22 protein-coding genes are annotated in these 24,908 nt (G+C 69.7%); 5 read left to right on the plus strand and 17 right to left on the minus strand.

The annotated features are described in order from the left end of the window. Nucleotides 1-126: 126 nt before the first annotated feature. The gene (gene hisS / locus ABXJ52_RS06255; protein WP_367039957.1) at nucleotides 127-1,389 is read right to left on the minus strand and encodes a histidine--tRNA ligase; all 1,263 of its coding nucleotides are present in this window, start codon (nucleotides 1,387-1,389) and stop codon (nucleotides 127-129) included. Between the two features lie 13 nt (nucleotides 1,390-1,402). Then, complete coding sequence (locus ABXJ52_RS06260) at nucleotides 1,403-2,107, minus strand: MBL fold metallo-hydrolase (protein ID WP_367039959.1); 705 nt, start codon at nucleotides 2,105-2,107, stop codon at nucleotides 1,403-1,405. 146 nt (nucleotides 2,108-2,253) lie between these two features. On the opposite strand from ABXJ52_RS06260, the gene ABXJ52_RS06265 reads away from it, so the two are divergent. Beyond that, nucleotides 2,254-3,075 (plus strand): peptidylprolyl isomerase, encoded by an 822-nt coding sequence (locus ABXJ52_RS06265; protein ID WP_367039961.1) that lies wholly within the window; start codon nucleotides 2,254-2,256, stop codon nucleotides 3,073-3,075. 133 nt (nucleotides 3,076-3,208) lie between these two features. After that, nucleotides 3,209-4,441, plus strand: a complete 1,233-nt coding sequence (locus ABXJ52_RS06270; RefSeq protein ID WP_367039963.1) for a DUF349 domain-containing protein — start codon at nucleotides 3,209-3,211, stop codon at nucleotides 4,439-4,441. A gap of 70 nt (nucleotides 4,442-4,511) precedes the next feature. On the opposite strand, the gene ABXJ52_RS06275 is transcribed toward ABXJ52_RS06270, so the two are convergent. Next, nucleotides 4,512-7,085, minus strand: a complete 2,574-nt coding sequence (locus ABXJ52_RS06275; protein ID WP_367039965.1) for a RelA/SpoT family protein — start codon at nucleotides 7,083-7,085, stop codon at nucleotides 4,512-4,514. 182 nt (nucleotides 7,086-7,267) lie between these two features. Then, on the minus strand, nucleotides 7,268-7,807 hold the full coding sequence (locus tag ABXJ52_RS06280; protein ID WP_367039966.1) for an adenine phosphoribosyltransferase: 540 nt from the start codon (nucleotides 7,805-7,807) through the stop codon (nucleotides 7,268-7,270). 304 nt (nucleotides 7,808-8,111) lie between these two features. On the opposite strand from ABXJ52_RS06280, the gene ABXJ52_RS06285 reads away from it, so the two are divergent. Next, complete coding sequence (locus tag ABXJ52_RS06285; protein WP_367039968.1) at nucleotides 8,112-8,495, plus strand: hypothetical protein; 384 nt, start codon at nucleotides 8,112-8,114, stop codon at nucleotides 8,493-8,495. 111 nt (nucleotides 8,496-8,606) lie between these two features. Here ABXJ52_RS06285 and secF read toward each other — a convergent pair whose 3' ends face one another. From secF to pgsA, 13 genes are all read right to left on the minus strand, one after another. Then, nucleotides 8,607-9,737: a protein translocase subunit SecF gene (gene secF / locus ABXJ52_RS06290; RefSeq protein ID WP_367039970.1), complete on the minus strand. Its 1,131-nt coding sequence runs from the start codon at nucleotides 9,735-9,737 to the stop codon at nucleotides 8,607-8,609. Nucleotide 9,738: 1 nt separating this feature from the next. Beyond that, nucleotides 9,739-11,508 carry a protein translocase subunit SecD gene (secD, locus tag ABXJ52_RS06295; protein ID WP_367039971.1) on the minus strand — a complete coding sequence of 590 codons (1,770 nt, stop codon included), beginning with the start codon at nucleotides 11,506-11,508 and terminating at the stop codon, nucleotides 9,739-9,741. A 142-nt stretch (nucleotides 11,509-11,650) separates the two neighbouring features. Further along, nucleotides 11,651-12,118: a preprotein translocase subunit YajC gene (yajC, locus tag ABXJ52_RS06300; RefSeq protein WP_367039972.1), complete on the minus strand. Its 468-nt coding sequence runs from the start codon at nucleotides 12,116-12,118 to the stop codon at nucleotides 11,651-11,653. A 164-nt stretch (nucleotides 12,119-12,282) separates the two neighbouring features. After that, nucleotides 12,283-13,365, minus strand: a complete 1,083-nt coding sequence (gene ruvB, locus ABXJ52_RS06305) for a Holliday junction branch migration DNA helicase RuvB (protein ID WP_367039974.1) — start codon at nucleotides 13,363-13,365, stop codon at nucleotides 12,283-12,285. A gap of 47 nt (nucleotides 13,366-13,412) precedes the next feature. Continuing rightward, nucleotides 13,413-14,021, minus strand: a complete 609-nt coding sequence (ruvA, locus tag ABXJ52_RS06310) for a Holliday junction branch migration protein RuvA (RefSeq protein WP_367039976.1) — start codon at nucleotides 14,019-14,021, stop codon at nucleotides 13,413-13,415. Continuing rightward, entirely contained in the window at nucleotides 14,018-14,620 is a 603-nt protein-coding gene (gene ruvC, locus ABXJ52_RS06315) for a crossover junction endodeoxyribonuclease RuvC (protein ID WP_367039978.1), read from the minus strand. Before ruvC ends, ruvA begins: the two co-directional genes overlap by 4 nt. A 133-nt stretch (nucleotides 14,621-14,753) precedes the next feature. Continuing rightward, nucleotides 14,754-15,506 carry a YebC/PmpR family DNA-binding transcriptional regulator gene (locus tag ABXJ52_RS06320; protein WP_367039980.1) on the minus strand — a complete coding sequence of 251 codons (753 nt, stop codon included), beginning with the start codon at nucleotides 15,504-15,506 and terminating at the stop codon, nucleotides 14,754-14,756. Nucleotides 15,507-15,554: 48 nt separating this feature from the next. Next, nucleotides 15,555-16,160: a pyridoxal 5'-phosphate synthase glutaminase subunit PdxT gene (gene pdxT / locus ABXJ52_RS06325; RefSeq protein WP_367039982.1), complete on the minus strand. Its 606-nt coding sequence runs from the start codon at nucleotides 16,158-16,160 to the stop codon at nucleotides 15,555-15,557. Between the two features lie 12 nt (nucleotides 16,161-16,172). Beyond that, on the minus strand, nucleotides 16,173-17,087 hold the full coding sequence (gene pdxS, locus ABXJ52_RS06330) for a pyridoxal 5'-phosphate synthase lyase subunit PdxS (protein ID WP_160503800.1): 915 nt from the start codon (nucleotides 17,085-17,087) through the stop codon (nucleotides 16,173-16,175). A gap of 134 nt (nucleotides 17,088-17,221) precedes the next feature. Then, nucleotides 17,222-17,767 carry a hypothetical protein gene (locus ABXJ52_RS06335; protein ID WP_367039984.1) on the minus strand — a complete coding sequence of 182 codons (546 nt, stop codon included), beginning with the start codon at nucleotides 17,765-17,767 and terminating at the stop codon, nucleotides 17,222-17,224. A gap of 104 nt (nucleotides 17,768-17,871) precedes the next feature. Beyond that, on the minus strand, nucleotides 17,872-19,032 hold the full coding sequence (locus ABXJ52_RS06340; protein ID WP_367039986.1) for a glycosyltransferase family 4 protein: 1,161 nt from the start codon (nucleotides 19,030-19,032) through the stop codon (nucleotides 17,872-17,874). Continuing rightward, complete coding sequence (locus ABXJ52_RS06345) at nucleotides 19,029-19,967, minus strand: phosphatidylinositol mannoside acyltransferase (RefSeq protein WP_367039988.1); 939 nt, start codon at nucleotides 19,965-19,967, stop codon at nucleotides 19,029-19,031. The genes ABXJ52_RS06340 and ABXJ52_RS06345 overlap by 4 nt, the downstream gene beginning before the upstream one ends. Next, entirely contained in the window at nucleotides 19,964-20,635 is a 672-nt protein-coding gene (pgsA, locus tag ABXJ52_RS06350; protein ID WP_367039990.1) for a phosphatidylinositol phosphate synthase, read from the minus strand. The genes ABXJ52_RS06345 and pgsA overlap by 4 nt, the downstream gene beginning before the upstream one ends. Before the next feature lie 259 nt (nucleotides 20,636-20,894). Here pgsA and ABXJ52_RS06355 point away from each other — a divergent pair, with 259 nt between their 5' ends. Together ABXJ52_RS06355 and ABXJ52_RS06360 are read left to right on the plus strand one after the other, a co-directional pair. Further along, nucleotides 20,895-23,102, plus strand: a complete 2,208-nt coding sequence (locus ABXJ52_RS06355) for an elongation factor G-like protein EF-G2 (RefSeq protein WP_367039992.1) — start codon at nucleotides 20,895-20,897, stop codon at nucleotides 23,100-23,102. A 132-nt stretch (nucleotides 23,103-23,234) separates the two neighbouring features. Beyond that, a complete protein-coding gene (locus tag ABXJ52_RS06360) occupies nucleotides 23,235-24,902 on the plus strand; it encodes a hypothetical protein (protein ID WP_367039994.1) in 1,668 nt (555 codons plus the stop codon). The last annotated feature ends 6 nt before the right edge of the window (nucleotides 24,903-24,908 follow it).

Genomic DNA, 24,908 nt, shown 5'->3' on the forward strand with positions numbered 1-24,908 from the left:
GGGCCTGGGGGCAGGGACATTGTGCCGCACGCACGCGGGTCTCCACCGTTCGATGGAGATAAGGAGGTACGTGCGAAGGGCCCCGGGCGTTCGGTTCGCCGGGGCCCTTCGTCTGCGCGCGCGAGGCTAGGCCAGCTTGCCCTTCAGGACGGCCACGATCTCGTCCACCGCGACGGCGTCCTGCTCCCCGGACTCCATGTCCTTGAGCTGGACGACACCCTCGGCAAGATCACGCTCACCGGCGACGATCGTGAAGCGTGCGCCGCTGCGGTTGGCGTTCTTCATGGCTCCCTTGAGGCCCTTGCCGCCGTACGAGAAGTCGGCGGCGACGCCCGCCCTGCGCAGCTCGGTCACCTTGGCGAACAGCACCCGGCGCGCCTCGTCGCCCAACGGCACCGCGAACACACTGGTCGCCGAGGGCAGTTCGAGTTCCACGCCCTCCGCCTCCAGGGCGAGGACCGTGCGGTCCACGCCGAGCGCCCAGCCGACCGACGGCAGCGAGGGGCCGCCGATCATCTCGGACAGGCCGTCGTAGCGACCGCCGCCGCCGACCGCGGACTGCGAGCCGAGGCCGTCGTGGACGAACTCGAAAGTCGTGCGGGTGTAGTAGTCCAGGCCGCGGACCAGCTTCTCGTCGTCCTCGAAGGCGACGCCCGCCTCCGTGATCAGCTCGCGGACCTGCTCGTGGTACGCCTTGCACGCGTCGCACAGGTAGTCGCGCAGCATCGGGGCGCCGACCAGCTGCTTCTGGACGTCGTCGCGCTTGTCGTCGAGGACCCGCAGCGGGTTGATGTCGATACGTCGACGTGTCTCCTCGTCCAGGTCGAGCCCGCGCAGGAAGTCCTGCAGCGCGGCGCGGTAGACGGGGCGGCACTCCTTGTCGCCGAGCGAGTTCAGCAGGATGCGGAACTGGCGCAGGCCGAGCGCGCGGTACGCCTGGTCCGCGAGGATGATCAACTCGGCGTCGAGGGCCGGGTCCTCGGCGCCGATCGCCTCGGCGCCGACCTGCGAGAAGTGGCGGTAGCGGCCCTTCTGCGGGCGCTCGTAGCGGTAGTACGAGCCGGAGTACCAGAGCTTGACCGGGAGGTTGCCCGCCTTGTGCAGGTTGGCCTCCAGGGCCGCGCGCAGCACGGAGGCGGTGCCTTCGGGGCGGAGGGCGAGCTGGTCGCCGCCCTTGGTCTCGAAGGCGTACATCTCCTTGGAGACGATGTCGGTGGACTCGCCGACTCCGCGCGAGAACAGCTCGACGTTCTCGAAGCCGGGGGTCTCGACGTAGCCGTAGCCGGAGTTCTTCAGGGGCGCGGAGATGGCCTCGCGCACCGCCAGATACGTCGCCGAGTCCGGGGGCAGGAGGTCGTAGGTGCCCTTGGGGGCCTTGAAGGTGCTCACGGGTTTTCTCTCGTCACATTCCTCGTCGGGGAGCGTCGGCTCCCAGGCCGGCGGCCACCTGACGCAGATACGGGTTGGTGGCGCGCTCACGGCCGATGGTCGTGTGCTCGTTGTGACCGGGCAGGACCACGGTCGAGTCGTCGAGCGGCAGGCACACGCGCGCCAGCGATTCGAGCATCTCGTCGTGCGATCCGCCGGGCATGTCGGTGCGGCCGATGGAGCCGGCGAAGAGCAGGTCGCCCGAGAAGAACACCGAGGGAACCTCGGCGGACTCGGGGAGCTGGAACGTCACCGACCCCTTCGTATGCCCCGGCGCGTGCGCGACGGAGAAGTCCAGACCGGCGAGCTTCAACCGGGCGCCGTCGGCCAGCTCCTTGACGTCGGAGGGCTCCCCCACGGTCAGTTCGCCGAGCAGCTGCGCGCCGAGGGAACGGCCGATGGCCTTCTCCGGGTCGCTCATCATGTACCGGTCGTCGGGGTGGATCCACGCGGGTACGTCGTGCGCACCGCAGACCGGCACGACCGAGGCGACATGGTCGATGTGGCCATGGGTGAGGACGACCGCGACGGGCTTGAGCCGATGCTTCTTGAGTGCTTCCTCGACTCCCTCGGCGGCCTGGTGGCCCGGGTCGATGATCACGCACTCCTCGCCTGCGGCGGGGGCGACCAAGTAGCAGTTGGTGCCCCAGGCCCCGGCGGGAAACCCGGCAATGAGCACGATCGTCCTTCGTTCGTCGTCCGGCGGAGGTGACCGCGCGGGATCGCGGCAGATCAGAGCCTACCGGCGCTCCCGATTCCACAGCTAACCCATATACGGTACGGGGCTAACAGAAGCGGTCATCCACGCAGAGGAGAGATCACCCGGTGGTCAGCAACGATCAGCGGCGGCGTCAGCTCGCCCGGGAGAAGTTCTTGCGGCAGCAGCAGCGCCGGGAGGCCGCGCGACGCAGGGCGCGGATGCGCAACGCGGTGATCGCCTCGGCGCTCGCGGTGGTCCTGGCGGGCGGCGCCGTGTCGTACGCGGCAGGCGCCTTCGACGACGACAGCACGTCGGAGAAAACATCGAACGCGAACCCCACCACCAAGGCGGATCCCTGCGAGAAGCCCGCGGGCGGCAAGGTGAAGCCGCTCAGCTTCAAGAAGGAACCGAAGCTCACGATCGACAAGTCGGCCGACTACACGATGAAGCTCGCCACCACCTGCGGCGACATCGACCTGAACCTCTCGGCGGCCAAGGCTCCGCGCACCGTCAACTCCTTCAACTTCCTTGTGAACAAGGGCTATCTCGACCACACGAAGTGCCACCGGCTCGTCTCGGGCGGCATCTACGTCCTGCAGTGCGGTGACCCGAAGGGCACCGGCGAGGGCGGCCCCGGTTACTCGATCCCGGACGAGAACCTCAAGGACAAGAGCCTGAAGGGGAACGTGTATCCGGCGGGTACGGTCGCGATGGCCAACCAGTACAACGCCCAGGAGAAGAAGGGCCGTGACTCCGGCGGCAGCCAGTTCTTCCTGGTCTACCAGGACAGTCAGCTGCCGCCCGACTACACACCGTTCGGGACCATTTCCGATTCCGGGATGAAGGTGCTCAAGAAGATCGCCGACGCCGGCGAGAGCACCGGGCAGGGCGAGGGCGCCCCGAACGCGACGGTCGTCATCAACAAGGCGACCGTGTCGAAATCCTGACCGCCCGCGGGCAAACTTCGGACGCGCGGGGTGCGGACAGCCGCCCCGCCGGTCGCCTATCTTGGCGGTGACGAAACTGTGGACGATGCCGGGGGCCCGAGGCCCTGCGCAGGCATCATGTGGAGGAGGCGCTGTGAGCAGCGACCCGTGGGGCCGCGTCGACGAGACGGGGACCGTGTACGTGCGCAAGGCCGACGGCAGTGAGCGCGAAGTCGGTTCGTGGAAGGCGGGATCTCCTGACGAGGCCCTCGCCTACTTCGAGCGCAAGTACGACGGTCTGGTCGTCGAGATCGGACTTCTCGAGCGCCGGGTGAAAACGACCGATCTGTCGGCCAAGGAGGCCATGACCGCCATCGACCACCTGCGCCAGCAGGTGGACGAGGCGCACGCGGTCGGCGATCTGGACGCCCTCAGCACGCGTCTGGACAAGCTCGTCGAGACCGTCGACGCGCGCCGTGAAGAGCGCAAGGTCCAAAAGGCCAAGCAGTCGGACGAGGCGAGGCACGCCAAGGAGGCGCTGGTCGTCGAGGCCGAGGAGCTCGCCCAGAGCGAGCAGTGGCGGGCGGCGGGGGAGCGTCTTCGCGCCCTGGTGGACACCTGGAAGGGTCTGCCGCGCCTGGACCGCAAGTCGGACGACGAGCTGTGGCACCGCTTCTCGCATGCCCGCTCGGCGTTCTCCAAGCGGCGCAAGGCTCACTTCGCCTCGCTTGACGCCCAGCGTGAGGAGGCCCGCAAGACCAAGGAGAAGCTGGTCGGCGAGGCCGAGGCGCTCTCCGGGTCGACCGACTGGGGTCCGACGGCCGCGCGGTACCGCGACCTGATGACCGAGTGGAAGGCCGCGGGCCGCGCCCAGCGTGAGCACGAGGACGACCTGTGGAACCGCTTCCGCGGCGCACAGGACGTGTTCTTCGCGGCGCGCAGCTCGGTCTTCGCGGAGCGGGACGCCGAGCAGACGGAGAACCTGAAGCTGAAGGAGGAGCTGGCCGAGGAGGCCGAGAAGCTCGTCCCGGTGAAGGACCTCAAGTCGGCGCGCGCCGCCTTCCGTACGCTCAACGAGCGCTGGGAGGCCATCGGCCACGTCCCGCGTGACGCGCGGCCGAAGGTCGAGGGCCGGATGCACGCGGTGGAGCGCGCCCTGCAGGAGACCGAGGAAGCCGAGTGGCGCCGCACGAACCCCGAGGCGCGAGCCCGGGCCGCGGGCCTGACGGGGCAGCTGCAGGCGGCGGTGGACAAGCTGACGGAGCAGATCGAGAAGGCTCGCGCCGCGGGCAACAACGCCAAGGCCGACAAGCTCCAGAGGGAGCTCGACGGCCGCCAGGCGCTGCTCGACCAGGCGCTCAAGGGTCTGCACGAGTTCGGCGGCTGAGTTTTTCGCACACTACGTAGAGGGGCTCCCGTACGTGACGTACGGGAGCCCCTCTACGTAGTGACCCGGTTTACGGCCTGCGCGCCGACGTCACGCGGTACACGTCGTACACACCCTCGACTCCCCTGACCGCCTTGAGCACATGGCCCAGGTGCTTGGGGTCGCCCATCTCGAACGTGAAGCGCGAGGTGGCGACCCGGTCGCGGGAGGTCTGGACGGCCGCGGACAGGATGTTCACGTGCTGGTCCGAGAGGATGCGCGTGACGTCCGAGAGCAGGCGCGAGCGGTCGAGGGCCTCGACCTGGATGGCGACCAGGAAGACCGACGACTGGGTGGGCGCCCACTCGACCTCGAGGATGCGCTCGGGCTCACGGGAGAGCGAGTCGACGTTCACGCAGTCGCTGCGGTGAACCGATACGCCACTGCCGCGCGTGACGAAGCCGATGATCGGGTCCCCCGGCACCGGCGTACAGCAGCGGGCCAGCTTGACCCAGACGTCCTCGACGCCCTTGACGACGACGCCGGGGTCGGCGTTGGCGCGGCGCTTGCTGCGGCTGCGCGAGGGCGGTGTGCTCTCGGCGATGTCCTCGTTGGCGGCCTCCTCGCCGCCGAGTGCCTGGACGAGCTTCTGCACGACGGACTGCGCGGTGACGTGGCCCTCGCCGATCGCCGCGTAGAGGGACGAGATGTCGGGGTAGCGCATCTCGTGCGCGAGGGTGACCAGGGAGTCGCCCGTGAGGATGCGCTGGATCGGCAGGTTCTGCTTGCGCATGGCCCGCGCGATGGCGTCCTTGCCCTGCTCGATGGCCTCGTCACGGCGCTCCTTGGAGAACCAGCCGCGGATCTTGTTGCGCGCCCGCGGTGACTTGACGAAGCCGAGCCAGTCGCGGGACGGGCCCGCGCCGGCCGCCTTGGAGGTGAACACCTCCACCAAGTCGCCGTTGTCCAGGGTCGATTCGAGCGGCACGAGCCGTCCGTTGACCCGGGCCCCTATGGTGCGGTGGCCGACCTCGGTGTGGACGGCGTACGAGAAGTCGACCGGGGTCGCGCCCGCAGGGAGCGCTATGACGTCGCCCTTCGGCGTGAAGACGAAGACTTCGTTGCGCGACAGGTCGAAGCGCAGCGACTCCAGGAACTCGCTCGGGTCCTCGGTCTCCTTCTGCCAGTCCAGGAGCTGGCGCAGCCACGCCATGTCGTTGAGGTGGTCGTCCTTGCCGCCGGCCTTCTTCGGCACGTCCGTGCGCACCTTGGAGGCGCCCGCGACGGCCTCCTGCTTGTACTTCCAGTGCGCGGCGATGCCGTACTCGGCGCGGCGGTGCATGTCGAACGTGCGGATCTGGAGCTCGACGGGCTTGCCGTTGGGGCCGATGACCGTCGTGTGCAGCGACTGGTACATGTTGAACTTCGGCATCGCGATGTAGTCCTTGAACCGGCCGGGGACCGGGTTCCATCGCGCGTGGACGGTGCCGAGCGCGGCGTAACAGTCGCGCACGGTGTCGACGAGGACCCGGATACCCACCAGGTCGTAGATCTCCGCGAAGTCACGGCCGCGGACGATCATCTTCTGGTAGACGCTGTAGTAGTGCTTCGGGCGTCCGGTGACGGTGGCCTTGATGCGGGCGGCGCGCAGGTCGGCCTGGACCTCGTCGGTCACTATGGCGAGGTACTCGTCGCGCTTGGGGGCGCGCTCGGCGACCAGACGCACGATCTCGTCGTACATCTTGGGGTAGAGGATCGCGAAGGCGAGGTCCTCCAGCTCCCACTTGATGGTGTTCATGCCCAGGCGGTGGGCCAGGGGCGCGTAGATCTCCAGGGTCTCGCGCGCCTTCTTCTCCTGCTTCTCGCGCTTGAGGTAACGCATCGTGCGCATGTTGTGCAGGCGGTCGGCGAGCTTGATGACCAGGACGCGGGGGTCCTTGGCCATGGCGACGACCATCTTGCGCACGGTCTCGGCCTGCGCCGCCTCGCCGAACTTGACCTTGTCCAGCTTGGTGACGCCGTCGACGAGCAGGGCGACCTGGTCCCCGAAGTCGCGCTTGAGGGTGTCGAGGCCGTACTCGGTGTCCTCGACGGTGTCGTGCAGCAGGCCCGCCATCAGCGTGGCCGGGTCCATGCCGAGCTCGGCGAGGATCGTCGTCACGGCGAGGGGGTGCGTGATGTACGGGTCGCCGCTCTTGCGCTTCTGGCCGCGGTGCCAGCGCTCGGCGACCTGGTACGCCTTCTCGATCTGCCGCAGCGTGGCCGTCTCGATCTTGGGGTCGTTGCTGCGCACTATCCGCAGCAGGGGCTCCAGGACCGGGTTGTAGGGGTTGGAGCGCTGGACGCCGAGGCGGGCCAGGCGGGCGCGTACGCGGTTGGAGGAGCCGGAGCGCTCGTTCCTGGCCGCGGTGGGGCGGGGCGTGGGCGTCGTACTGCCTGCCCGGGCCTCCGTGGGGGGCTTGGGGCGGGCTTCGGCGACCGGCTTGTCACGCTGGGCGCTGTCGCCAGGTGTACTCGGTGCGGATGTGCCGCCGGGGGCGCTGGGGGGCGTGCTCTCCTGCTGCCTCGCGGGCGTCGCGTTCTTCGCGGGCGTGGCAGCATGCGCCGCCGCGCGCTTGGCCTCTGCGGCCTTGGCGGCGGTGAGTGCCTTGGAATCGTCTGGCAAGAGGCGCTCCCTGTGCGCGATCCGGGTCCCCCGGTCAGGCCCCGAAGAGCCCATGGTATCGATCCTCGACCGTCGACTCTCCTTCAGCTGGTGAGACGCCCTTCTACGAGAGAAACGCCTGAGGCGGACGCCGGATTCCTCGGGGCCCGCCTCGGGGTGTGCGTGGTGGCTGCGCGGCCGCCTCAGACGGTGAGGAGGGCCTCCAGCGGGGCGCCCTCCAGGGCCGTCTCCAGCTTGGCGCGGCCCCCGAGGAAGCCGAGCTCCATCAGGACGGCCACACCGGCGACCTGGGCGCCCGCGCGGCGGATGAGCCGCAGGGACGCCTCGGCGGTGCCGCCGGTCGCCAGGACGTCGTCGATGACCATGACGCGGTCGTCGGCGGCGAGGTCCTCGGCGTGCACCTCGATCTCGGCACTGCCGTACTCCAGGTCGTACGACTGGCTGAGCGTGGCTCCGGGGAGCTTGCCCGCCTTCCGTACGGGGATGAAGCCGAGCCCCGCGCGCAGGGCGGCCGGGGCGCCCAGGATGAAGCCGCGGGCCTCCAGGCCGACGATCTTCGTGGCGCCGTGCCGCACGGCCAGGGCCGCGAGGGCCTCGGTGAGGGCGGCGAAGGCCTCCGGATCCGCGAGGAGCGGCGTGATGTCCTTGAACATCACCCCGGGCTCGGGATAGTCGGGAACGTCCCGGATGCGGCTGAGCAGAAGTTCCTGTACCTGGGTCATCTGCCCGCACCTCGTCGTTGTTGATCCGAACGCCTCGTTCGACGCGGCGAGTAACTTTAGCAAAACCCGATGACCCCACCCCGCCCGCGCCAACCCGCCCGGTCCGCCGGGTCGGCCCCGAGGGCAACTAGTGCAAATTTACACGGAGTTGACGAAGAGCCAACCTCAGACGTTGCTCAAGTGACTGGAGTGGAAAGGCGACCGCGTGGCAAGATCATCCGTGACCGCCCCTTCTCGGGGCTAAAACGGAGGAACAGTGCATATCTCTCGAAAGATTGCCACCGGGGTCGTTCCCCTCGTGGCGATGACCGCTCTCGCCGGGGCGGCGTCTCCCGCAGGCGCCACCAGCGAAAAGACCACCAAGAACGCATCGGTCACGACCATGGCCAGTTGCAACGGCTGGCAGAACGCCGGCGGAGTCGCGGGCCGCTGGACCAAGTCCAAGGACCCGTGCTCGCTGTGGGGGCAGAAGGGCATGAAGGTCCGCTACCGCTGGGCGGCGGAGCGCGGTACACCCTGCATCAAGGTCAAGGGCTTCAAGTACAACAAGTCGACGAAGAAGTACGTGGCCAAGTGGTACAACGCGGGCTGCGGCAAGAGCGGGTTCATCAAGAACGTGCCGTGGGGGAACGTCGCGGCACACCCCGAGATCAAGATCAAGGGCTTCTCGCTGCTCAAGTGGCAGTAAGCCTCGTCGGCTCCTGAGCTGAATCTAGTACGGGCTCCGCTCCTCGCAAGAGGAGCGGAGCCCGTACTTCTGTCTTCTGTGCTTCTGCCGAAGCCGGTGGTCCGGCCTCGGTCAGCGGCGCTTCCCCGAGGGGCGGCCACGGCCGCGGCCGCGAGCCTGCGGTTGCGTACGGCGCTGGCCGCCGACCACTCCGGCGGCCGCCGGGACGTCGTCGCCCTCGGGCGTGTCAGCGTCACGCGGCGGCGCCTCGGTGTCCAGCGACTCTCCCTTGGCGGCGGCGGCCGCGCGCTTGGCGAGCACCCGCTTCTTCAGGGCCTTCATCGCCGGCTCGCGCTCCTTGAGGTCGGCGACGAGCGGAGTGGCGATGAAGATCGAGGAGTACGCTCCGGCCGCGAGACCCACGAAGAGCGACAGCGAGATGTCGTTCAGCATGCCCGCGCCGAGCGCACCGCCACCGATGAACAGGAGGCCCGCCACCGGAAGGAGCGCGACCACCGTGGTGTTGATGGAACGCACCAGGGTGCTGTTGATCGACCGGTTGGCGATCTCGCTGTAGGTGAACCTCGTCTGCTTGGCCGCGTCCTTGCCCTGCTCCTTGAGCGAGTCGAAGACGACCACGGTGTCGTAGAGCGAGTAACCGAGAATGGTCAGCAGACCGATCACGGTGCCCGGGGTGACCTCGAAGCCGACCAGGGAGTAGATACCGACCGTGATCGTGATGTCGTGGATCAGGGCGACCAGTGCGGCGACTGCCATCCGCCACTCGAAGGCGATCGCCAGATAGATCACGCACAGGACGAGGAAGACACCGAGGCCGGTCCACGCCTTGTTGGCGATCTGTTCACCCCAACTGGGGCCGACCAGATCGGCGTTGACGTCCTTCGCCGGGACGCCGAGGTCCTTGGCGAGCTCTTCCTTGATCTGGTCGGACTTGTTCGTGTCCACACCCGAGATCTGGACGCGCATCGTGTCGTTGCCGAGCTTCTGGACGATGGCCTGGTGTCCCGAGGCCTTCTCCGCCGACTCCTGGGCCTGTTCGACCGAGGCGGCAGTCTTCGGCGTGGTGAAGACCGCGCCGCCCTTGAACTCGATGCCCATGTTGAGGCCTTGGACGGCCAGGGCGACGATCGCCGTGATGGTGATCAGGACAGAGACGCCGTACCAGATCTTCCGCTTGCCGATGAAGTCGTAGCCGACTTCGCCGTGGAAGAGCCGGGCGCCGAGGTTGCCGAGCTTCGACATCTCACGCCTCCTTCGGGTCGGAGCCAGCGGAACCAGGGGTACGGCGGGTGCGGCGCAGCGGGGGCTTGGCACCCAGTCGCGTCGGGTCGATCCCGGACCACTTGTGGCCGCTCGCGAAGAACTTCTTGCGGGCCATGATCGTCATCAGCGGCTTGGTGAAGAGGAAGACCACCACGACGTCGAGCAGAGTGGTCAGACCGAGCGTGAAGGCGAAGCCCTGCACCTTGCCGACGGTGACGATGTAGAGCACCGCGGCGGCGAGGAAGGACACGAAGTCCGAGACCAGGATGGTGCGCCGGGCGCGCGGCCAGGCCCGCTCGACGGAGGGGCGCAGTGTGCGGCCCTCGCGGATCTCGTCCCGGATGCGTTCGAAGTACACGATGAACGAGTCCGCGGTGATACCGATCGCAACGATCGCACCACACACCGCGGGCAGGTTGAGTGCGAAGCCGATGGCCGGACCGAGCAAGGTCATGATCGTGTACGTGAGGATGCCGGAGGCGACGAGGCTCAGCAGGGCGATGAAGGCCAGGCCCCGGTAGTAGGCCACCAGGTAGATGACGACCAGCGCCAGGCCGATGGCACCGGCGATCAGACCGGCGTGCAGCTGCTCACCGCCGAGCGCGGCGGTGACGGTGGTGACGCTGTCCTCGTGGAAGGTGAGCGGCAGGGCGCCGTAGGACAGCATGTTCGCCAGGTCCTTGGCCGACTCCTGGGTGAAGCTGCCGCTGATCTCGGCGTTGGAGCTCAGCTGCGAGCTGACGCGCGGGGCCGAGACGACGTCCCCGTCCAGAACGATCGCGAACTGGTTCTGCGGCTCGGTCTGCTTCATCAGCTTGCCGGTGGTCGCGGCGAACTTCTTGGAGCCGTCCTTGGTGAAGTCCATCGTGACGATCCAGATGCCACGCTCGGGGTCGAGCACGGCCTTGGCGTCCTTGACGTCCTTGCCCTCGACCTCGGCCGGGCCCAGGACGTACTTCTCCCACTGGCCGGCGCTGTTCTTGCCGCAGGCCGCCATCGGGTCGCTCGGCTTGACGCCTTCGGTGGCCTTGACCCGGCTGCTCTGCTTGGTGCAGTCGAGCGCGGTGAACTTCTCCTGCAGCTCCTTCGTGGCCGCGTCCGCCGAAGGGGTCGGCGACGGGGCGTCGCTGCCCTTGGGCTTGTCCGAGGCCTTGGGCGACGGAGTGGGGTCGGCCTTCAGGGCGTCGGTGACGGCACGGCCCTTGGGGCTCTCGGTCGCGCCGGGCGAGGACGCCTCGTCCTTGCCGTCCGCGCTGTCCGCGCTGTCCTTGCCGTCCTTGTCACCCTTGTCGGTCGCCTTCGGCGAACCGGACGGGCTTGCGGAGGGATCGGGGGTCGGCGCTCCGGCCGCCATCGTCATCACGGGACGGAAGTAGAGCTGCGCGGTCGTGCCGACCTGCTCGCGCGCCTGCTTCTGGTTCGTGCCCTTGGGGATGTTGACGATGATGTTGCGGTCGCCCTGGGTCTGGACCTCGGCCTCGGAGACACCGAGACCGTTGACACGGCGCTCGATGATGCCCACGGCTGTGTCCATGTTGGTCTTGTTGACCGCGTTGGGCTTGCCGGGCTCACTCTTGGCACCGAGCGTGATGCTCGTTCCGCCTGCGAGGTCGATGCCCAGGCGCGGGGTGGTGTGACCGGAGAGGAACATCCCCCCGGTGAGCGCCACCATGGCGATCAGGATGAGGGCCAGGGAACGGCCCGGCTTCCCCTGGCCGCTCTGCCTCCGGCCCTTCTTCGGTGCTGCCACCTTCTCGTTTCTCCCTGTCCAACCGCCCGGAACCCATTACGTGCCGTGAGCGGCCATGAAGTGGTGTCGAGACCCGTCACGAGACCCACGCACCGAGGGGGCCGTGGCTGCGCGGTCCGCGCGCCACGAGCCCCGGTGGTGGCTACTTCGTGTCGGACTCGCCGTCGGTCTTCTTCGGCTCGGCGTCATCGGCCTTGGGGGCGCTGTCCGCGTCCTTCTTGCCGAGGTCGATGGGCGAGTCGTCGGAAGCGTCGGCGGCGGGCTCGTCGGTCTCGGTCAGGGAGGAGGCGTCGTCCGGGACGACGGGGTCGTCCGACTTCACGGCACTCGTGCCGTGGATGATGCGGTTGTACTCGTCGTCCTCGAGGACGGCGCCCACGGAGTTCTTCGCGTAGAACGCGTGCACGCCGGGAGCCACCTCAAGGAGGACGGCGTCGTCGTGAACCTCCTTGACGGTGGCGTACATGCCCCCGATCGTGCGGATGCCGGTGCCGGGCTGCATCTCATTGCGCATCTGCGCCGCCGCCTGCTGCTTCTTCTTGGCGGAGCGCGTCATCAGGAACATGGCCCCGATGAGCACGATGAAGGGGAGGAGGGTCACGATATTCACGGGACGGAGTTTCCTTCGCATGACCGCGCGGATAAGCGGCCTGATGGACGGGGGTGGGCACGCCGCCCACAAGGGCGGCATCGGCGGAGTCTAAGCGAGTCCGCACCTAACGAACAACGCTCAGCATGGCACCGCAGTTCCTGACCGGGCGAGTACGCGCGCCGTCACGCCCCGAACAGGTCCCCTTGTCCGATTCCGCCCGCCTGCCGCGGCGGAACAAGGCCGAGATGCGCCCATGCGGCGGGCGTCCCGACCCGGCCCCGCGGGGTCCGCGCGAGCAGTCCCTCCCGTACCAGGAAGGGCTCGGCGACCTCCTCGACCGTCTCGCGCTCCTCCCCCACGGCGACGGCGAGCGTCGACAGACCGACGGGTCCGCCGCCGAACAGCTTGAGCAGGGCCTCCAGGACCGCGCGGTCGAGGCGGTCGAGGCCCCGGCCGTCGACCTCGTAGACCTTGAGGGCGGCGCCCGCGATGTCCCTGTTGATCGCGCCGTCGGCCTTGACCTGCGCGTAGTCCCGCACGCGGCGCAGCAGACGGTTGGCGATACGGGGCGTTCCGCGCGAGCGCCCGGCGATCTCGGCGGCGCCCGCCGGGTCGATCTCCACGTCGAGCAGCTGTGCGGAGCGGTGGATCACGCGCTCCAGCTCGGCGGGTTCGTAGAACTCCATGTGCGCGGTGAAACCGAAGCGGTCGCGCAGCGGCGGCGGCAGCAGGCCCGCCCTGGTGGTGGCGCCGACCAGGGTGAAGGGCGGCAGCTCCAGCGGGATGGCGGTGGCGCCGGGCCCCTTGCCGACGATGACGTCGACGCGGAAGTCCTCCATCGCCATGTAGAGCATCTCTTCGGCGGGCCGGGACATCCGGTGGATCTCGTCGAGGAAGAGCACCTCTCCCTCCTGAAGGGAGGAGAGGATCGCGGCGAGGTCTCCCGCGTGCTGGATGGCGGGGCCGCTGGTGATGCGGATCGGGGCGCCCATCTCGGCCGCGATGATCATCGACAGGGTGGTCTTGCCGAGGCCGGGGGCTCCCGAGAGCAGCACGTGGTCGGCGGTGGCGCCCCGCGCGCGGGCGGCACGCAGGACGAGGTCGAGCTGCTCGCGGACCTTCTCCTGGCCGATGAACTCGCCCAGGTCCTTCGGGCGAAGGGCGGCCTCGACCGCCTGGTCCTCGCCGTCGGCGGACGCACCGACGAGCCGCTCGGCCGCCCCCGCGGGGGCGGTCGTGTCGTCGGTGGTCTCGTCCCAGTTCATGAGCTCGCCTCGCGATGTGGTTCTGGTGGTGAAGGGGCCGGCACGTGCTAGCGGGTGCGGTTCAGCGTCTGCAGCGCGGCCTTGAGGAGCTGGCCCACCTGCGGCTTCTCGGACGCCTCGGCCTGCGGGGTGACGGCGGCGACGGCTTCGTCGGCCTCCCGCGTCGCGTACCCGAGCCCGATGAGCGCCGCGTGCAGCTGGTCGCTCCAACCGGAGGTGACAGGGGTGCCGATCGCGGGGCCGCCCGTGCCGATGGGCTCGCCGAGGCGGTCCTTGTACTCCAGGAGCAGCTTCTGGGCGCCCTTCTTGCCGATGCCCGGGACCGCGGTGAGCGCCTTCTCGTCGCCGGTGGCGACCGCGCGGCGCAGGGCGTCCGGGCTGTGCACGGCGAGCATGGCCTGCGCGAGGCGCGGCCCGACGCCGCTCGCGGTCTGCAGGAGCTCGAAGGTCTGGCGCTCGTCGTCGTCCGCGAAGCCGTACAGGGTCAGGGAGTCCTCGCGGACGACCAGGGAGGTGGCGAGCTTGGTCTGCTGGCCGATCCGCAGGGTGGAGAGGGTGTTCGGCGCGCACTGGATGGCCATGCCGATGCCACCTACCTCGACCACCGCGGCATCGGGGGCGAGGGCGGCGACGGGGCCGCTGACGAAGGCGATCATGCGGTACGGCCTTTCTGTGCTGCCCGGGCTGTACGGGCGGTCGGGGCTTTCGGGGTCTTCGACGCGTGCAGGGCCGCCGCCTGCTGAAGGCGGTTCTGGGCCACGGCCTGCTGGAGGCGGTTCTTGGCAGGGGCGCGCCAGATGTGGCAGATGGCGAGGGCGAGGGCGTCCGCCGCGTCGGCGGGCTTGGGCGGTGCGTCCAGCCGCAGGAGGCGGGTGACCATCGCGCCGACCTGTGCCTTGTCCGCGCGGCCGTTGCCGGTGACGGCGGCCTTGACCTCGCTGGGCGTGTGCAGGGCGACGGGGATGCCGCGGCGGGACGCGCAGAGCATGGCGACGGCGCTGGCCTGGGCGGTGCCCATGACCGTACGGACGTTGTGCTGGCTGAACACGCGCTCCACGGCGAGGACTTCGGGGTCGTGCTCGTCGAGCCACTGCTCGATGCCCCGCTCGATGGCGACCAGGCGGTGGCCGAGCTCGGCGTCCGGCGGCGTCCGTACGACACCGACGCCACGCATGGTGAGCGGTCGTCCGGCCACTCCGTCGACGACCCCCACACCGCACCGGGTCAGGCCGGGGTCCACCCCCAGTACGCGCATGCGCGCCCCCTCCCCTCGTCGCGGCAACGATCTTTGACTGCGAGCCAGGCTATCCGCTGCCACTGACAACAGCGGCGGGCCGGTGGACGTGTGTCCCACCCGGCCCGCCGAAAAAGCTCAGCTCGTGGCAGCGCTACGCGTCGACCTTCTCCATGACCTCGTCGCTCACGTCGAAGTTGGCGAAGACGTTCTGCACGTCGTCGCTGTCCTCCAGCGCGTCGATGAGCTTGAAGATCTTCCGCGCACCGTCCTCGTCCAGCTCGACCTGCATGGTCGGGACGAAGTTGGCGTCGGCCGAGTCGTACTCGATGCCGGCCTCCTGGAGCGCGGTGCGGACCGCGACCATGTCGGTGGCCTCGGAGAGGACCTCGAAGGACTCGCCCAGGTCGTTGACCTCCTCGGCGCCCGCGTCCAGGACCGCGCCCAGGACGTCGTCCTCGCCGAGCTCGCCCTTGGGGACGATGACGACGCCCTTGCGGTTGAAGAGGTACGAGACGGATCCCGGGTCGGCCATCGAGCCGCCGTTGCGGGTCATCGCGACGCGTACGTCCGATGCCGCGCGGTTGCGGTTGTCGGTGAGGCACTCGATGAGCACCGCGACGCCGTTCGGGCCGTAGCCCTCGTACATGATCGTCTCGTAGTCGGCGCCACCGGCTTCGAGGCCGGCGCCGCGCTTGACCGCGGAGTCGATGTTCTTGTTCGGGACCGAGCTCTTCTTGGCCTTCTGGATGGCGTCGAAGAGGGTCGGGTTGCCGGACACGTCGGCGCCGCCCGTACGGGCCGCGACCTCGATGTTCTTGATCATCTTCGCGAAGAGCTTGCCGCGCTTGGCGTCAATCACGGCCTTCTTGTGCTTCGTCGTAGCCCATTTAGAGTGGCCGGACATCTGCCTGTCTCCTTCGCGTTACCCAACTGTACGAACGCAGAGATCCTACTAGGATCCCGCCCCCGCGTGCCCCCGCACCATCCCGACGAACAGCTCGTGCATGCGGTGGTCGCCCGTCAGCTCGGGGTGGAACGACGTGGCGAGCGCGTTGCCCTGACGCACGGCGACGATGTGTCCCTCGTGCTCGGCGAGCACCTCGACGCGCGCGCCGACCGATTCGACCCAGGGGGCGCGGATGAAGACACCCTCCACGGGGTCGCCGTCGATGCCCGCGATGTCGACGGCCGCCTCGAAGGACTCGTTCTGCCGCCCGAAGGCGTTGCGGCGCACGATCATGTCGATGCCGCCGAAGGTCTCCTGCTCCGAGCGCGGATCCAGGATCTTGTCGGCGAGCATGATCATGCCCGCGCAGCTGCCGTAGACCGGCATGCCGTCACGCACGCGCGCGCGAAGGGGCTCCATCAGGCCGAAGAGTGCGGCCAGTTTGGAGATGGTGGTGGACTCCCCGCCCGGGATGACCAGGCCGTCCACCTCGGCGAGCTCTTCGGGGCGCCTGACCGGCCTGGCCACGGCGTCCGCCGAGGCCAGGGCGATCAAGTGCTCCCGTACGTCGCCCTGGAGAGCCAGGACGCCGACTACAGGGGTGTCAGTCATCTACGTAGTGCCTTACCAGCCACGGTTCGCGTAGCGCTCGGCCTCGGGGAGGGTGTCGCAGTTGATGCCGACCATGGCCTCGCCGAGGTTGCGGGACGCGTCCGCGATGATCTTGGGGTCGTCGTAGAAGGTGGTGGCCTTCACGATGGCGGCGGCGCGCGCGGCCGGGTCGCCCGACTTGAAGATGCCGGAGCCGACGAAGACGCCCTCGGCACCGAGCTGGCGCATCAGGGCGGCGTCGGCGGGGGTGGCGACGCCACCGGCCGAGAAGAGGACCACCGGCAGCTTGCCCAGCTCGGAGACCTCCTTGACCAGCTCGTACGGGGCGCGCAGGTCCTTGGCGGCGGCGTACAGCTCGTTGTTGTCGAAGCCGCGCAGCTTGGCGATCTCGTTCTTGATCTGGCGCAGGTGACGCACGGCCTCGACGACGTTGCCGGTGCCGGCCTCGCCCTTGGAGCGGATCATGGCCGCGCCCTCGGCGATGCGGCGCAGGGCCTCGCCCAGGTTGGTGGCGCCGCAGACGAACGGGGTCGTGAAGGCGAACTTGTCGCTGTGGTTGACCTCGTCGGCCGGCGTCAGGACCTCGGACTCGTCGATGTAGTCGACGCCGAGGGACTGCAGGACCTGGGCCTCGACGAAGTGGCCGATGCGGGACTTGGCCATGACCGGGATGGAGACGGCCTCGATGATCTCTTCGATCATGTTCGGGTCGGACATCCGGGCGACGCCGCCGTCCTTGCGGATGTCGGCGGGGACCCGCTCCAGCGCCATGACGGCGACCGCGCCCGCGTCCTCGGCTATCTTCGCCTGCTCGGCGTTGACGACGTCCATGATGACGCCGCCCTTGAGCTGCTCGGCCATGCCGCGCTTGACGCGTGCGGTGCCGGTCTCGGGCGACTGGTTGCTGCTGGGGAGGGTGCTGGACACGGAGTTGACCTCGCTCGCTGAAGACGGGTTACTGCGTCTAAGAGGAAACTCCCGGCCACCAGTCCACAGCAAGGGCCAATGACTGACCGGTGGCTCATTTTTCCCGGACGCTCCTGGTCAGGGACGTGCCGGGTCTACGAAGTCGCGCGGTCGGCCAGCGCGACCGGCGGTTCGTCGTCCATCTCGAAGGCCATCGGGAACGGCGCGTGCCCCGCGAGGCGGAACCAGCGCACCGTGCGGTGCCTGCGCAGGGCGCGGGCCGCGCGTACGGCGTCGTTGTGAAAACGCCTGGCCATCGGCACCCGGCGTACGGCCGCCGCCAGTTCGGTCGCCGCCTCGTCGCCGCCGGGAGCCTCGCGCACCGCGTCGACCTGCTCCGGCTCGCCGAAGATCGCACGCAACGCCTGGCTCAGCTCGCTCTCGGCGACCTCGCGGTGCTCCTCCTCGGCCTGCCGGGCCGCGTGCGCCGCTTCGTAGAGCACGATGGAGGCCGCCGGGTCGAGCACTCCGGAGGTGGCAAGCTCCTGGGCTACCGATGCGCGGCGGAGCAGCTGGGCGTCGAGGGCGGCGCGGGCCGCGTCGATGCGGGCGTGCAGCCGGTCGAGCCGGCCCGCGGTCCAGCTCAGGTAGAGGCCGATCGCGAAGAGGGCTACCGCGATCCAGATCAGTGTCGAGGTCACCGGCCCGAGGCTAGTCGAGCCGGCCCGCCCGCATGACCGCCGGGCTCACAGGACCGCGCCGGGCAGCCCCGCGGGCGGCCAGGTCAGTCCCGCGGCCGGTCAGGTCAGTCCCGCGCGAGCCCGAACCGCGCCCGCAGGCCGGAGCGTTCGTCGGCGTCCACCGCTGCGGCCCCGTCCGCCACCGTCTCGTACACCGAGAGGATGTCGGCGCCCACCGTCGACCAGTCGAAGCGGCGCACGTGCTTGCTGCCGCGCTCGCGCAGCTCCTCGCGGCGCTCGGGGTCGCCGAGGAGCCGCAGGGCGGCGGCTGCCAGCGAGTCCGCGTCCTCGTTCGTGAACAGATCGCCCGCCGCGCCCTGGTCGAGGACCTGCGCGAAGGCGTCCAGATCGCTGGCGAGCACGGGTGCGCCCGCAGACAGCGCCTCGACCAGGATGATCCCGAAGCTCTCGCCGCCGGTGTTGGGAGCGACGTACACGTCGACGCTGGCCAGCAGCCGTGCCTTGTCCTCGTCGCTGACCATGCCGAGGAACTCCACGCGCTCCCGCATCTCGACGGGCAGCGAGGAGACGGCCTCGTGTTCGTCACCGCGGCCCGCGACGAGCAGCCGGGTGTCGGGGCGCTCGGCGAGGATCTTCGGCAGCGCCTTCATCAGCACCGGAAGGCCCTTGCGCGGCTCGTCGATACGGCCGATGAAGCCGATCGTCCCGCCCTGCCATTCGACCTTGGGCTCGACCTTCGCGAAGAAGTCGACGTCCACGCCGTTCGGGATGACGACCGCGTCGCCGCCGAGGTGCTCGACGAGGGTGCGGCGCGCGTACTCGCTCACCGCGATGCGCGCGCTGATCTTCTCCAGGGCCGGCTGCAGGATCGGATACGCCGCGATCATGGCGCGCGAACGGGGGTTGGACGTGTGGAACGTCGCGACGATCGGCCCCTGCGCCGCCCAGCACGTGAGCAGCCCGAGCGACGGCGAGGTCGGCTCGTGGATGTGGATGACGTCGAACGTGCCGTCGTGCAGCCAGCGCCGCACCCGCGCGGCCGACAGGAACCCGAAGTTGAGCCGGGCCACCGAGCCGTTGTACGGCACGGGAACGGCGCGGCCCGCCGAGACGACGTACGGCGGAAGGGGGGTCTCGTCGTCCGCGGGAGCGAGGACGGACACCTCGTGCCCGAGGCGGATCAGATGCTCCGCCAGGTCACGGATGTGGAACTGGACGCCGCCCGGCACGTCCCACGAGTAGGGGCAGACGATGCCGATTCTCACGGGGTGGTCCCCTCGCCGGGCCGCACGGAGTCGTCAGCGGCCCCCTTCGCGGGGTCGAGATCAGCGAGCCACAAGCGCTGCAGCATGTGCCAGTCCTCCGGATGGTCGGCGATACCCGTGGCGAAGGCGTCTGCCAGCGCCTGCGTCATGACAGACGTCTTCTCCGGGCGGGTACCTGTCTCGGGGACATCGACGGGAGCGTGGACGCGCCCCTTCATGACGGGCGACTCGTCGAACCAGAGGGTGGCCGGCAGCAACAGCGCCCCCGTCTGCTGCGCGAGCATCGCGGGCCCCGCGGGCATCCGCGCGGTGTCCCCGAAGAACTTGACCTCGGCGCCGGACGCCGACAGGTCCCGGTCCGCGACCAGGCAGACCAGGCCGCCCGCGCGCAGCCGGCGCGCCAGGGTGCCGAAGGCGGAGCCGCCCTCGTGCGGCAGGACCTCCATGCCAAGGCCCTCGCGGTAGGCGACGAAACGGTCGTACAGCGTCTCGGGCTTGAGCCGCTCGGCGACCGTCGTGAACGGCGTGTCCAGCTTCGTGGTGACCCACGCGCCCGCCAGGTCCCAGTTGCCCAGGTGCGGAAGGGCCAGAATCACGCCCTTGCCGGAGGCCAGGCCGTCCGTCAAGTGGTGGAGGTCCTTGATCTCGACGCCCGCCTTGATGCGCTCCCGGCTCCACGACGGCAGCCGGAACGACTCCATCCAGTAGCGCAGGTACGAGCGCATGCCCGCCTTGGACAGCTCGCGCAACCGCTCCGGGCTCGCGTCGGGCACCACGCGCGCGTAGTTGGCCTCAAGACGCAGGACGCCCTTGCCGCGCCGCTTCCACACGGCGTCGGCGATGGTCCGGCCGAGGCGCACGGCCACCGGCTCGGGGAGCTTCTTGACCGAGCTCCAGGCCACTCCGTAGAGCGCGTCGGTCAGGCGGTCCTTCACGACGTGGCCTCACTGCCCTGGGCCGGGGCCGCCGTGGCCGCGTCCGCCTCCGCGGACTCCCTGCGCACGGTCACGACGCGCTGGACCAGCGTGACGAGGCTGCCGACGGCGACGATCCACAGGGCGATGGGCAGCAGTACGTCGATGCCGGGGACCCCGAACTTGTGCAGTCCCGCGAGGCCCGCGGCGACCAGCGAGATCACCAGGCGCTCGGCGCGCTCCACCAGGCCGTTGACCGCGACGGGCAGGCCGATCGCCTCGCCGCGCGCCTTCGTGTACGAGACCACCTGGCCGCTGGCCAGGCAGAAGATGGAGACGGCGCACAGGACGTTGTTGTCGCCGGAGCCCGCGTACCAGAGCGCGAGGCCACCGAAGATCGCGCTGTCGGCGACCCGGTCGAGCGTGGAGTCCAGGAAGGCTCCCCAGCGGCTGGAGCGTCCCAGCTGCCGCGCCATGTTCCCGTCGACGAGGTCGGAGAACACGAAGAGCGTGATGACGATCGTGCCCCAGAAGAACTCTCCGCGGGGGAAGAAGACCAGCGCGCCCGCCATCACACCGGCCGTGCCGATGAACGTGACCGCGTCGGGGCTCACGCCGCGACGGATGAGAAACGCGGCGAACGGAGTGAGAACACGCGTGAAGAATGCACGCGCGTACTTGTTCAGCATGGCCTTCCCGAGGGGTCGGTGAGCCGCGCGGCCCTGTTGGCCACCGGCTGGCCCATCGTAGTCACGCCCTTGACCGACCGGCTCGCCCCCTCACGATCGCGTACGACGTATGGACGCACAGTGACCCGAGTGGAAAGCTCGAAAGCACCGCGGGCGTCGCCGGAGCCGACCCGCACGCGGCCCCCGCGTGTCCGCGAGCAGCCAGCATCCCCGAGGGGGCTGTGCCTCCTCACCGTGCACGTGACCGGGAGGCCAAGGCATGGGCGACAAGGCGAACGCACACCCCGGAGCCGCCGGCAGGGCTACAGCGGCCGACCACCCCGCCTCCGTACGGAATGTGGTGCTGGTCGGCCACAGCGGATCGGGCAAGACGACTCTGGTGGAGGCCCTCGCGCTGACCGCGGGGGCGGTGAACCGCGCGGGCCGCGTGGAGGACGGCACGGCCGTCTCCGACTACGACGACATCGAGCACCGGCAACGGCGCTCCGTACAGCTGTCCCTCGTCCCCGTCGAATGGGGCGGCTACAAGATCAATCTCCTGGACACCCCCGGGTACGCCGATTTCGTCGGCGAGTTGAGGGCCGGTCTGCGCGCCGCGGACGCGGCCCTTTTCGTCGTTTCGGCGGCCGAGGGCATCGAGGGCATCACCGGCGCGACCCGCATGGTGTGGGAGGAGTGCGCGGCGGTCGGCATGCCGCGGGCCATCGTGGTCACGCACCTGGAGTCGGCCCGCGCGGACTTCACCGCGATGACCCGCACCTGCGCGGACGCGTTCGGCGCCGACGACCCCGACGCGGTGCTTCCGCTCTATCTGCCGCTGCACGGCGCCGAGGGACCGGACGGGCACGCTCCGGTGACCGGCCTCGTGGGCCTGCTCTCGCAGCGGATATTCGACTACGCGTCCGGCGAACGGAAGGAGTCCGAACCTGGCGACGACCAGCTCCCGCTCATCGAGGACGCCCGCAACAAACTGATCGAGGGGATCATCGCGGAGAGCGAGGACGAGTCGCTCATGGACTGCTATCTCAGCGGCGAGGACCTCGACTTCAAGACCCTGGTGGAGGATCTGGAACGGGCCGTGGCACGCGGCATCTTCCACCCCGTGCTCGCGGCGGCCCCCGCCGCCGACGGCGCCCGGCAGGGCATCGGCACGGTGGAGCTCCTGGAGCTGATCACGGGCGGTTTCCCCACCCCCCTGGAGCACCCGGCGCCCGCCGTCACCACCCCCAGCGGCAAGGCGCGGCCCGCGATCACCTGCGACCCCGCGGGACCACTGGTCGCCGAGGTCGTGAAGACCGCGTCCGATCCCTACGTGGGGCGCGTCTCGCTCGTACGCGTCTTCTCCGGCACCCTGCGGCCCGACGAGACCGTGCATGTCTCGGGGCACGGCCTGGCCGACCGCGGCCACGAGGACCACGACGTCGACGAGCGTGTCGGAGCGCTCTCCTCGCCCTTCGGCAAGCACCAGCGCCCGCTCAGCAGTTGCATCGCCGGCGATCTGGCCTGCGTCGCCAAGCTGAACCGCGCCGAGACGGGCGACACCCTCTCCGCCAAGGACGACCCCCTCCTGATGGCGCCCTGGGACATGCCCGACCCGCTCCTGCCGCTCGCCATCGAGGCGCACAGCAAGGCGGACGAGGACAAGCTCTCCCAGGGGTTGTCCCGTCTGGTCGCCGAGGACCCGACGATGCGCCTGGAGCAGAACCAGAACACCCACCAGGTGGTGCTGTGGTGCCTGGGCGAGGCGCATGCCGATGTGGCCCTGGAGCGGCTGCGCAGCCGGTACGGCGTGCAGGTCGACGTCGTGCCGCACAAGGTCTCCCTTCGGGAGACGTTCGCGGGCAGGTCGGCCGGGCGGGGCCGTCATGTGAAGCAGTCCGGCGGCCACGGCCAGTACGCGATCTGCGAGATCGAGGTCGAGCCGCTGCCGGGCGGCAGCGGCATCGAGTTCGTCGACAAGGTCGTGGGCGGCGCCGTGCCCCGGCAGTTCATCCCGTCCGTCGAGAAGGGCGTGCGCGCGCAGGCCGCGAAGGGTGTGGCCGCGGGGTACCCCCTCATCGACGTACGCGTCACGCTGCTCGACGGCAAGGCGCACTCGGTGGACTCCTCGGACGCCGCGTTCCAGACGGCGGGCGCGCTCGCCCTGCGCGAGGCCGCGGCAGACGCGCGGATCCATCTTCTGGAGCCGGTGGCCGAGGTGCGGGTCCTGGTCGGCGACGACCACGTGGGTTCGGTGATGAGCGACTTCTCGGGGCGCCGCGGCCGGGTGGTGGGCACCGAGCAGGCGCCCGGCGGGCGCACGCTGGTGCGGGCCGAGGTGCCGGAGATCGAGATCGGGCGGTACGCCGTGGATCTGAGGTCGCTCTCGCAGGGCACCGCGCGCTTCAGCCGCAGCTACGCACGCCACGAGCCCATGCCGCCACAGCTCTCCGAGAGGATTCGTGAACAGGCCCAGGGCATCTCCTAGTTGAGGGCTTCCGGCGGGGCGCACGGATGCGCCCTGCCGGATGTCGGTGCGCACCGATACGCTGATGACCTGATCAACAGGTGTGCCAGGCAGGGAAGTCGGGAAAGCCGCAGCAGCGGAGATATTGCGGCGATGGGGGCGGCAGTGGCGGACGACGTATTCGACTTCAGGCCCGGGGCCCAGGTCCCGCTGTCCGGGGCCGCGGGACAGACGGCGGCGACCCACGCCCTGGCGTCGGCCGCGTACCGCGACGACAAGGTGTCGAAGATCCTCGAAGCCAACAACGAATGGCACAAGTCCGAGGTGAAGGTAGGCCTCTGGTCGCTGTTCGCGCCGAACCTGGGCGAGGCGTTCGCGCGGGCCGTGCAGGTGCGGATGCTCGGCGGCGCCCGGAAGCCGCTGATCCAGTCCTTCGGCATGGAGCCGCAGTCGATCGTCGAGCACTGCCTCGCGGCGAACAACATCCGTAAGGAGCGCGACCGCTGGCTCACCGTCGTGATGGTGCTGTGCGGGCTGCTCTTCCTGCCCGGACTGCTCCTGTGGCTGCTGCTGTTCTCGATCAAGCAGGCCGTGGTGAAACGGGACAACAAGCGCGCGAGCGCGATCGCGACGGCCGTCCTGGTCGCCGTGGGCGTCCTCGCCGTGATCTTCCTCATCAAGCTCCCGATCGGCGGCCTCCTCGGCTGGTACATCCGCGCGGCGATCGTCGTCCCCGTGGCCGGCTGGTTCTGGGCCAAGCTGATCGCCGAGCGCACCGCGCGGGACCTGCGCGACCGCTGGGCGAGCCTGCTCGCGGGCGGCGGCATCGGCGCCAAGATCCCCGAGGCGGTGCCGGGCAGCCCCGGCGAGACGGCCGCCGAGCAGCTCCGGCAGGGCCTTGCACGCCTCTCCGCCGAGCAGCAGAGCAACTCGGTCTTCTACGCAGGCCCCAAGGGAATACTGGGCATGGGCACGCGCTGGGGCAGCTGGCAGCTGGCCGAGGAGCTGGTCTCCGCCAAGGAGGGCACGGAGATCCACCCGTTCCGCAGCTGGGACGTCATACGGGCCGTGCACGACCAGCTGCGCATGCTGGAACGCGGCCCGCTGCACACCGGCGGCTTCCCGACCCCGTCGATAAAGCACTGGATCGTCTCCCCCATCGGGGAGAACGCCAAGGCGGTCGCCCGCCCCGGCGGCACGGAGGTCGAGGCCTATCAGGTCCGTGGCCACGAGATACAGCGGATCTGCAACGAGCAGCAGTTCGGAAGCGGCAACCGCCACTATCTCGGCGTCCAGTTCACGCTCTGGGACGGCCAGTTGGTCATCACGATGCTGATCACGGTGACCGTCCTGCACGAGACCCTGCGCATCGAGGTCACCGGCCACGCGCTCGGCCCGGTCCACTCGCTGTTCACCAGCAAGCCCGACCCCAAGGTCAAGAAGGTCGCCAAGCCCATCAAGTTCTGGGAGACCACGGAGCGCAAGCTGCCGCTGGTCGGCGCCGACGAGGTCGTGCGCCTCGCGGTGCGGGCGCCCTTCACGTGGTATCCGCCGGTCCTGGACCATCTCGGCGGCAAGCTGGTCCTGCCCGAGCCGTTCGGCCTGCGGCACGCCTGGGCGGACAAGCCGTGGCGCCACCGCTTCATGGCCGACGACGCGCTGCGCGCGGCCACCCCGGTGCTCCGCGTCGTGCACTCGGCGGCCATCGGGGTGCTCGCGGAGAACGGCGTGGACACGGAGAAGTTCGGTACGCGTTCCGGCTTCCTCAGCGTCGCGGTCCAGGACCCGATGCCGAGGAAGGCGGACGTGTACGACGCGTGAGGCGCG

Source organism: Streptomyces sp. Je 1-332 (genome assembly GCF_040730185.1).
In the GTDB taxonomy this organism is placed as follows: Bacteria; Actinomycetota; Actinomycetes; order Streptomycetales; family Streptomycetaceae; genus Streptomyces.

Bases quoted from the DNA above. Each gene is read 5' to 3' on its own strand.
- ABXJ52_RS06280 (WP_367039966.1), bottom strand. From the start codon at position 7,807: ATGACCCAGGTACAGGAACTTCTGCTCAGCCGCATCCGGGACGTTCCC.
- ABXJ52_RS06285 (WP_367039968.1), top strand. From the start codon at position 8,112: ATGACCGCTCTCGCCGGGGCGGCGTCTCCCGCAGGCGCCACCAGCGAA.
- secF (WP_367039970.1), bottom strand. From the start codon at position 9,737: ATGTCGAAGCTCGGCAACCTCGGCGCCCGGCTCTTCCACGGCGAAGTC.
- ruvB (WP_367039974.1), bottom strand. From the start codon at position 13,365: ATGAACTGGGACGAGACCACCGACGACACGACCGCCCCCGCGGGGGCG.
- ruvA (WP_367039976.1), bottom strand. From the start codon at position 14,021: ATGATCGCCTTCGTCAGCGGCCCCGTCGCCGCCCTCGCCCCCGATGCC.
- ruvC (WP_367039978.1), bottom strand. From the start codon at position 14,620: ATGCGCGTACTGGGGGTGGACCCCGGCCTGACCCGGTGCGGTGTGGGG.
- ABXJ52_RS06320 (WP_367039980.1), bottom strand. From the start codon at position 15,506: ATGTCCGGCCACTCTAAATGGGCTACGACGAAGCACAAGAAGGCCGTG.
- pdxT (WP_367039982.1), bottom strand. From the start codon at position 16,160: ATGACTGACACCCCTGTAGTCGGCGTCCTGGCTCTCCAGGGCGACGTA.
- pgsA (WP_367039990.1), bottom strand. From the start codon at position 20,635: ATGCTGAACAAGTACGCGCGTGCATTCTTCACGCGTGTTCTCACTCCG.
- ABXJ52_RS06355 (WP_367039992.1), top strand. From the start codon at position 20,895: ATGGGCGACAAGGCGAACGCACACCCCGGAGCCGCCGGCAGGGCTACA.
- ABXJ52_RS06360 (WP_367039994.1), top strand. From the start codon at position 23,235: ATGGGGGCGGCAGTGGCGGACGACGTATTCGACTTCAGGCCCGGGGCC.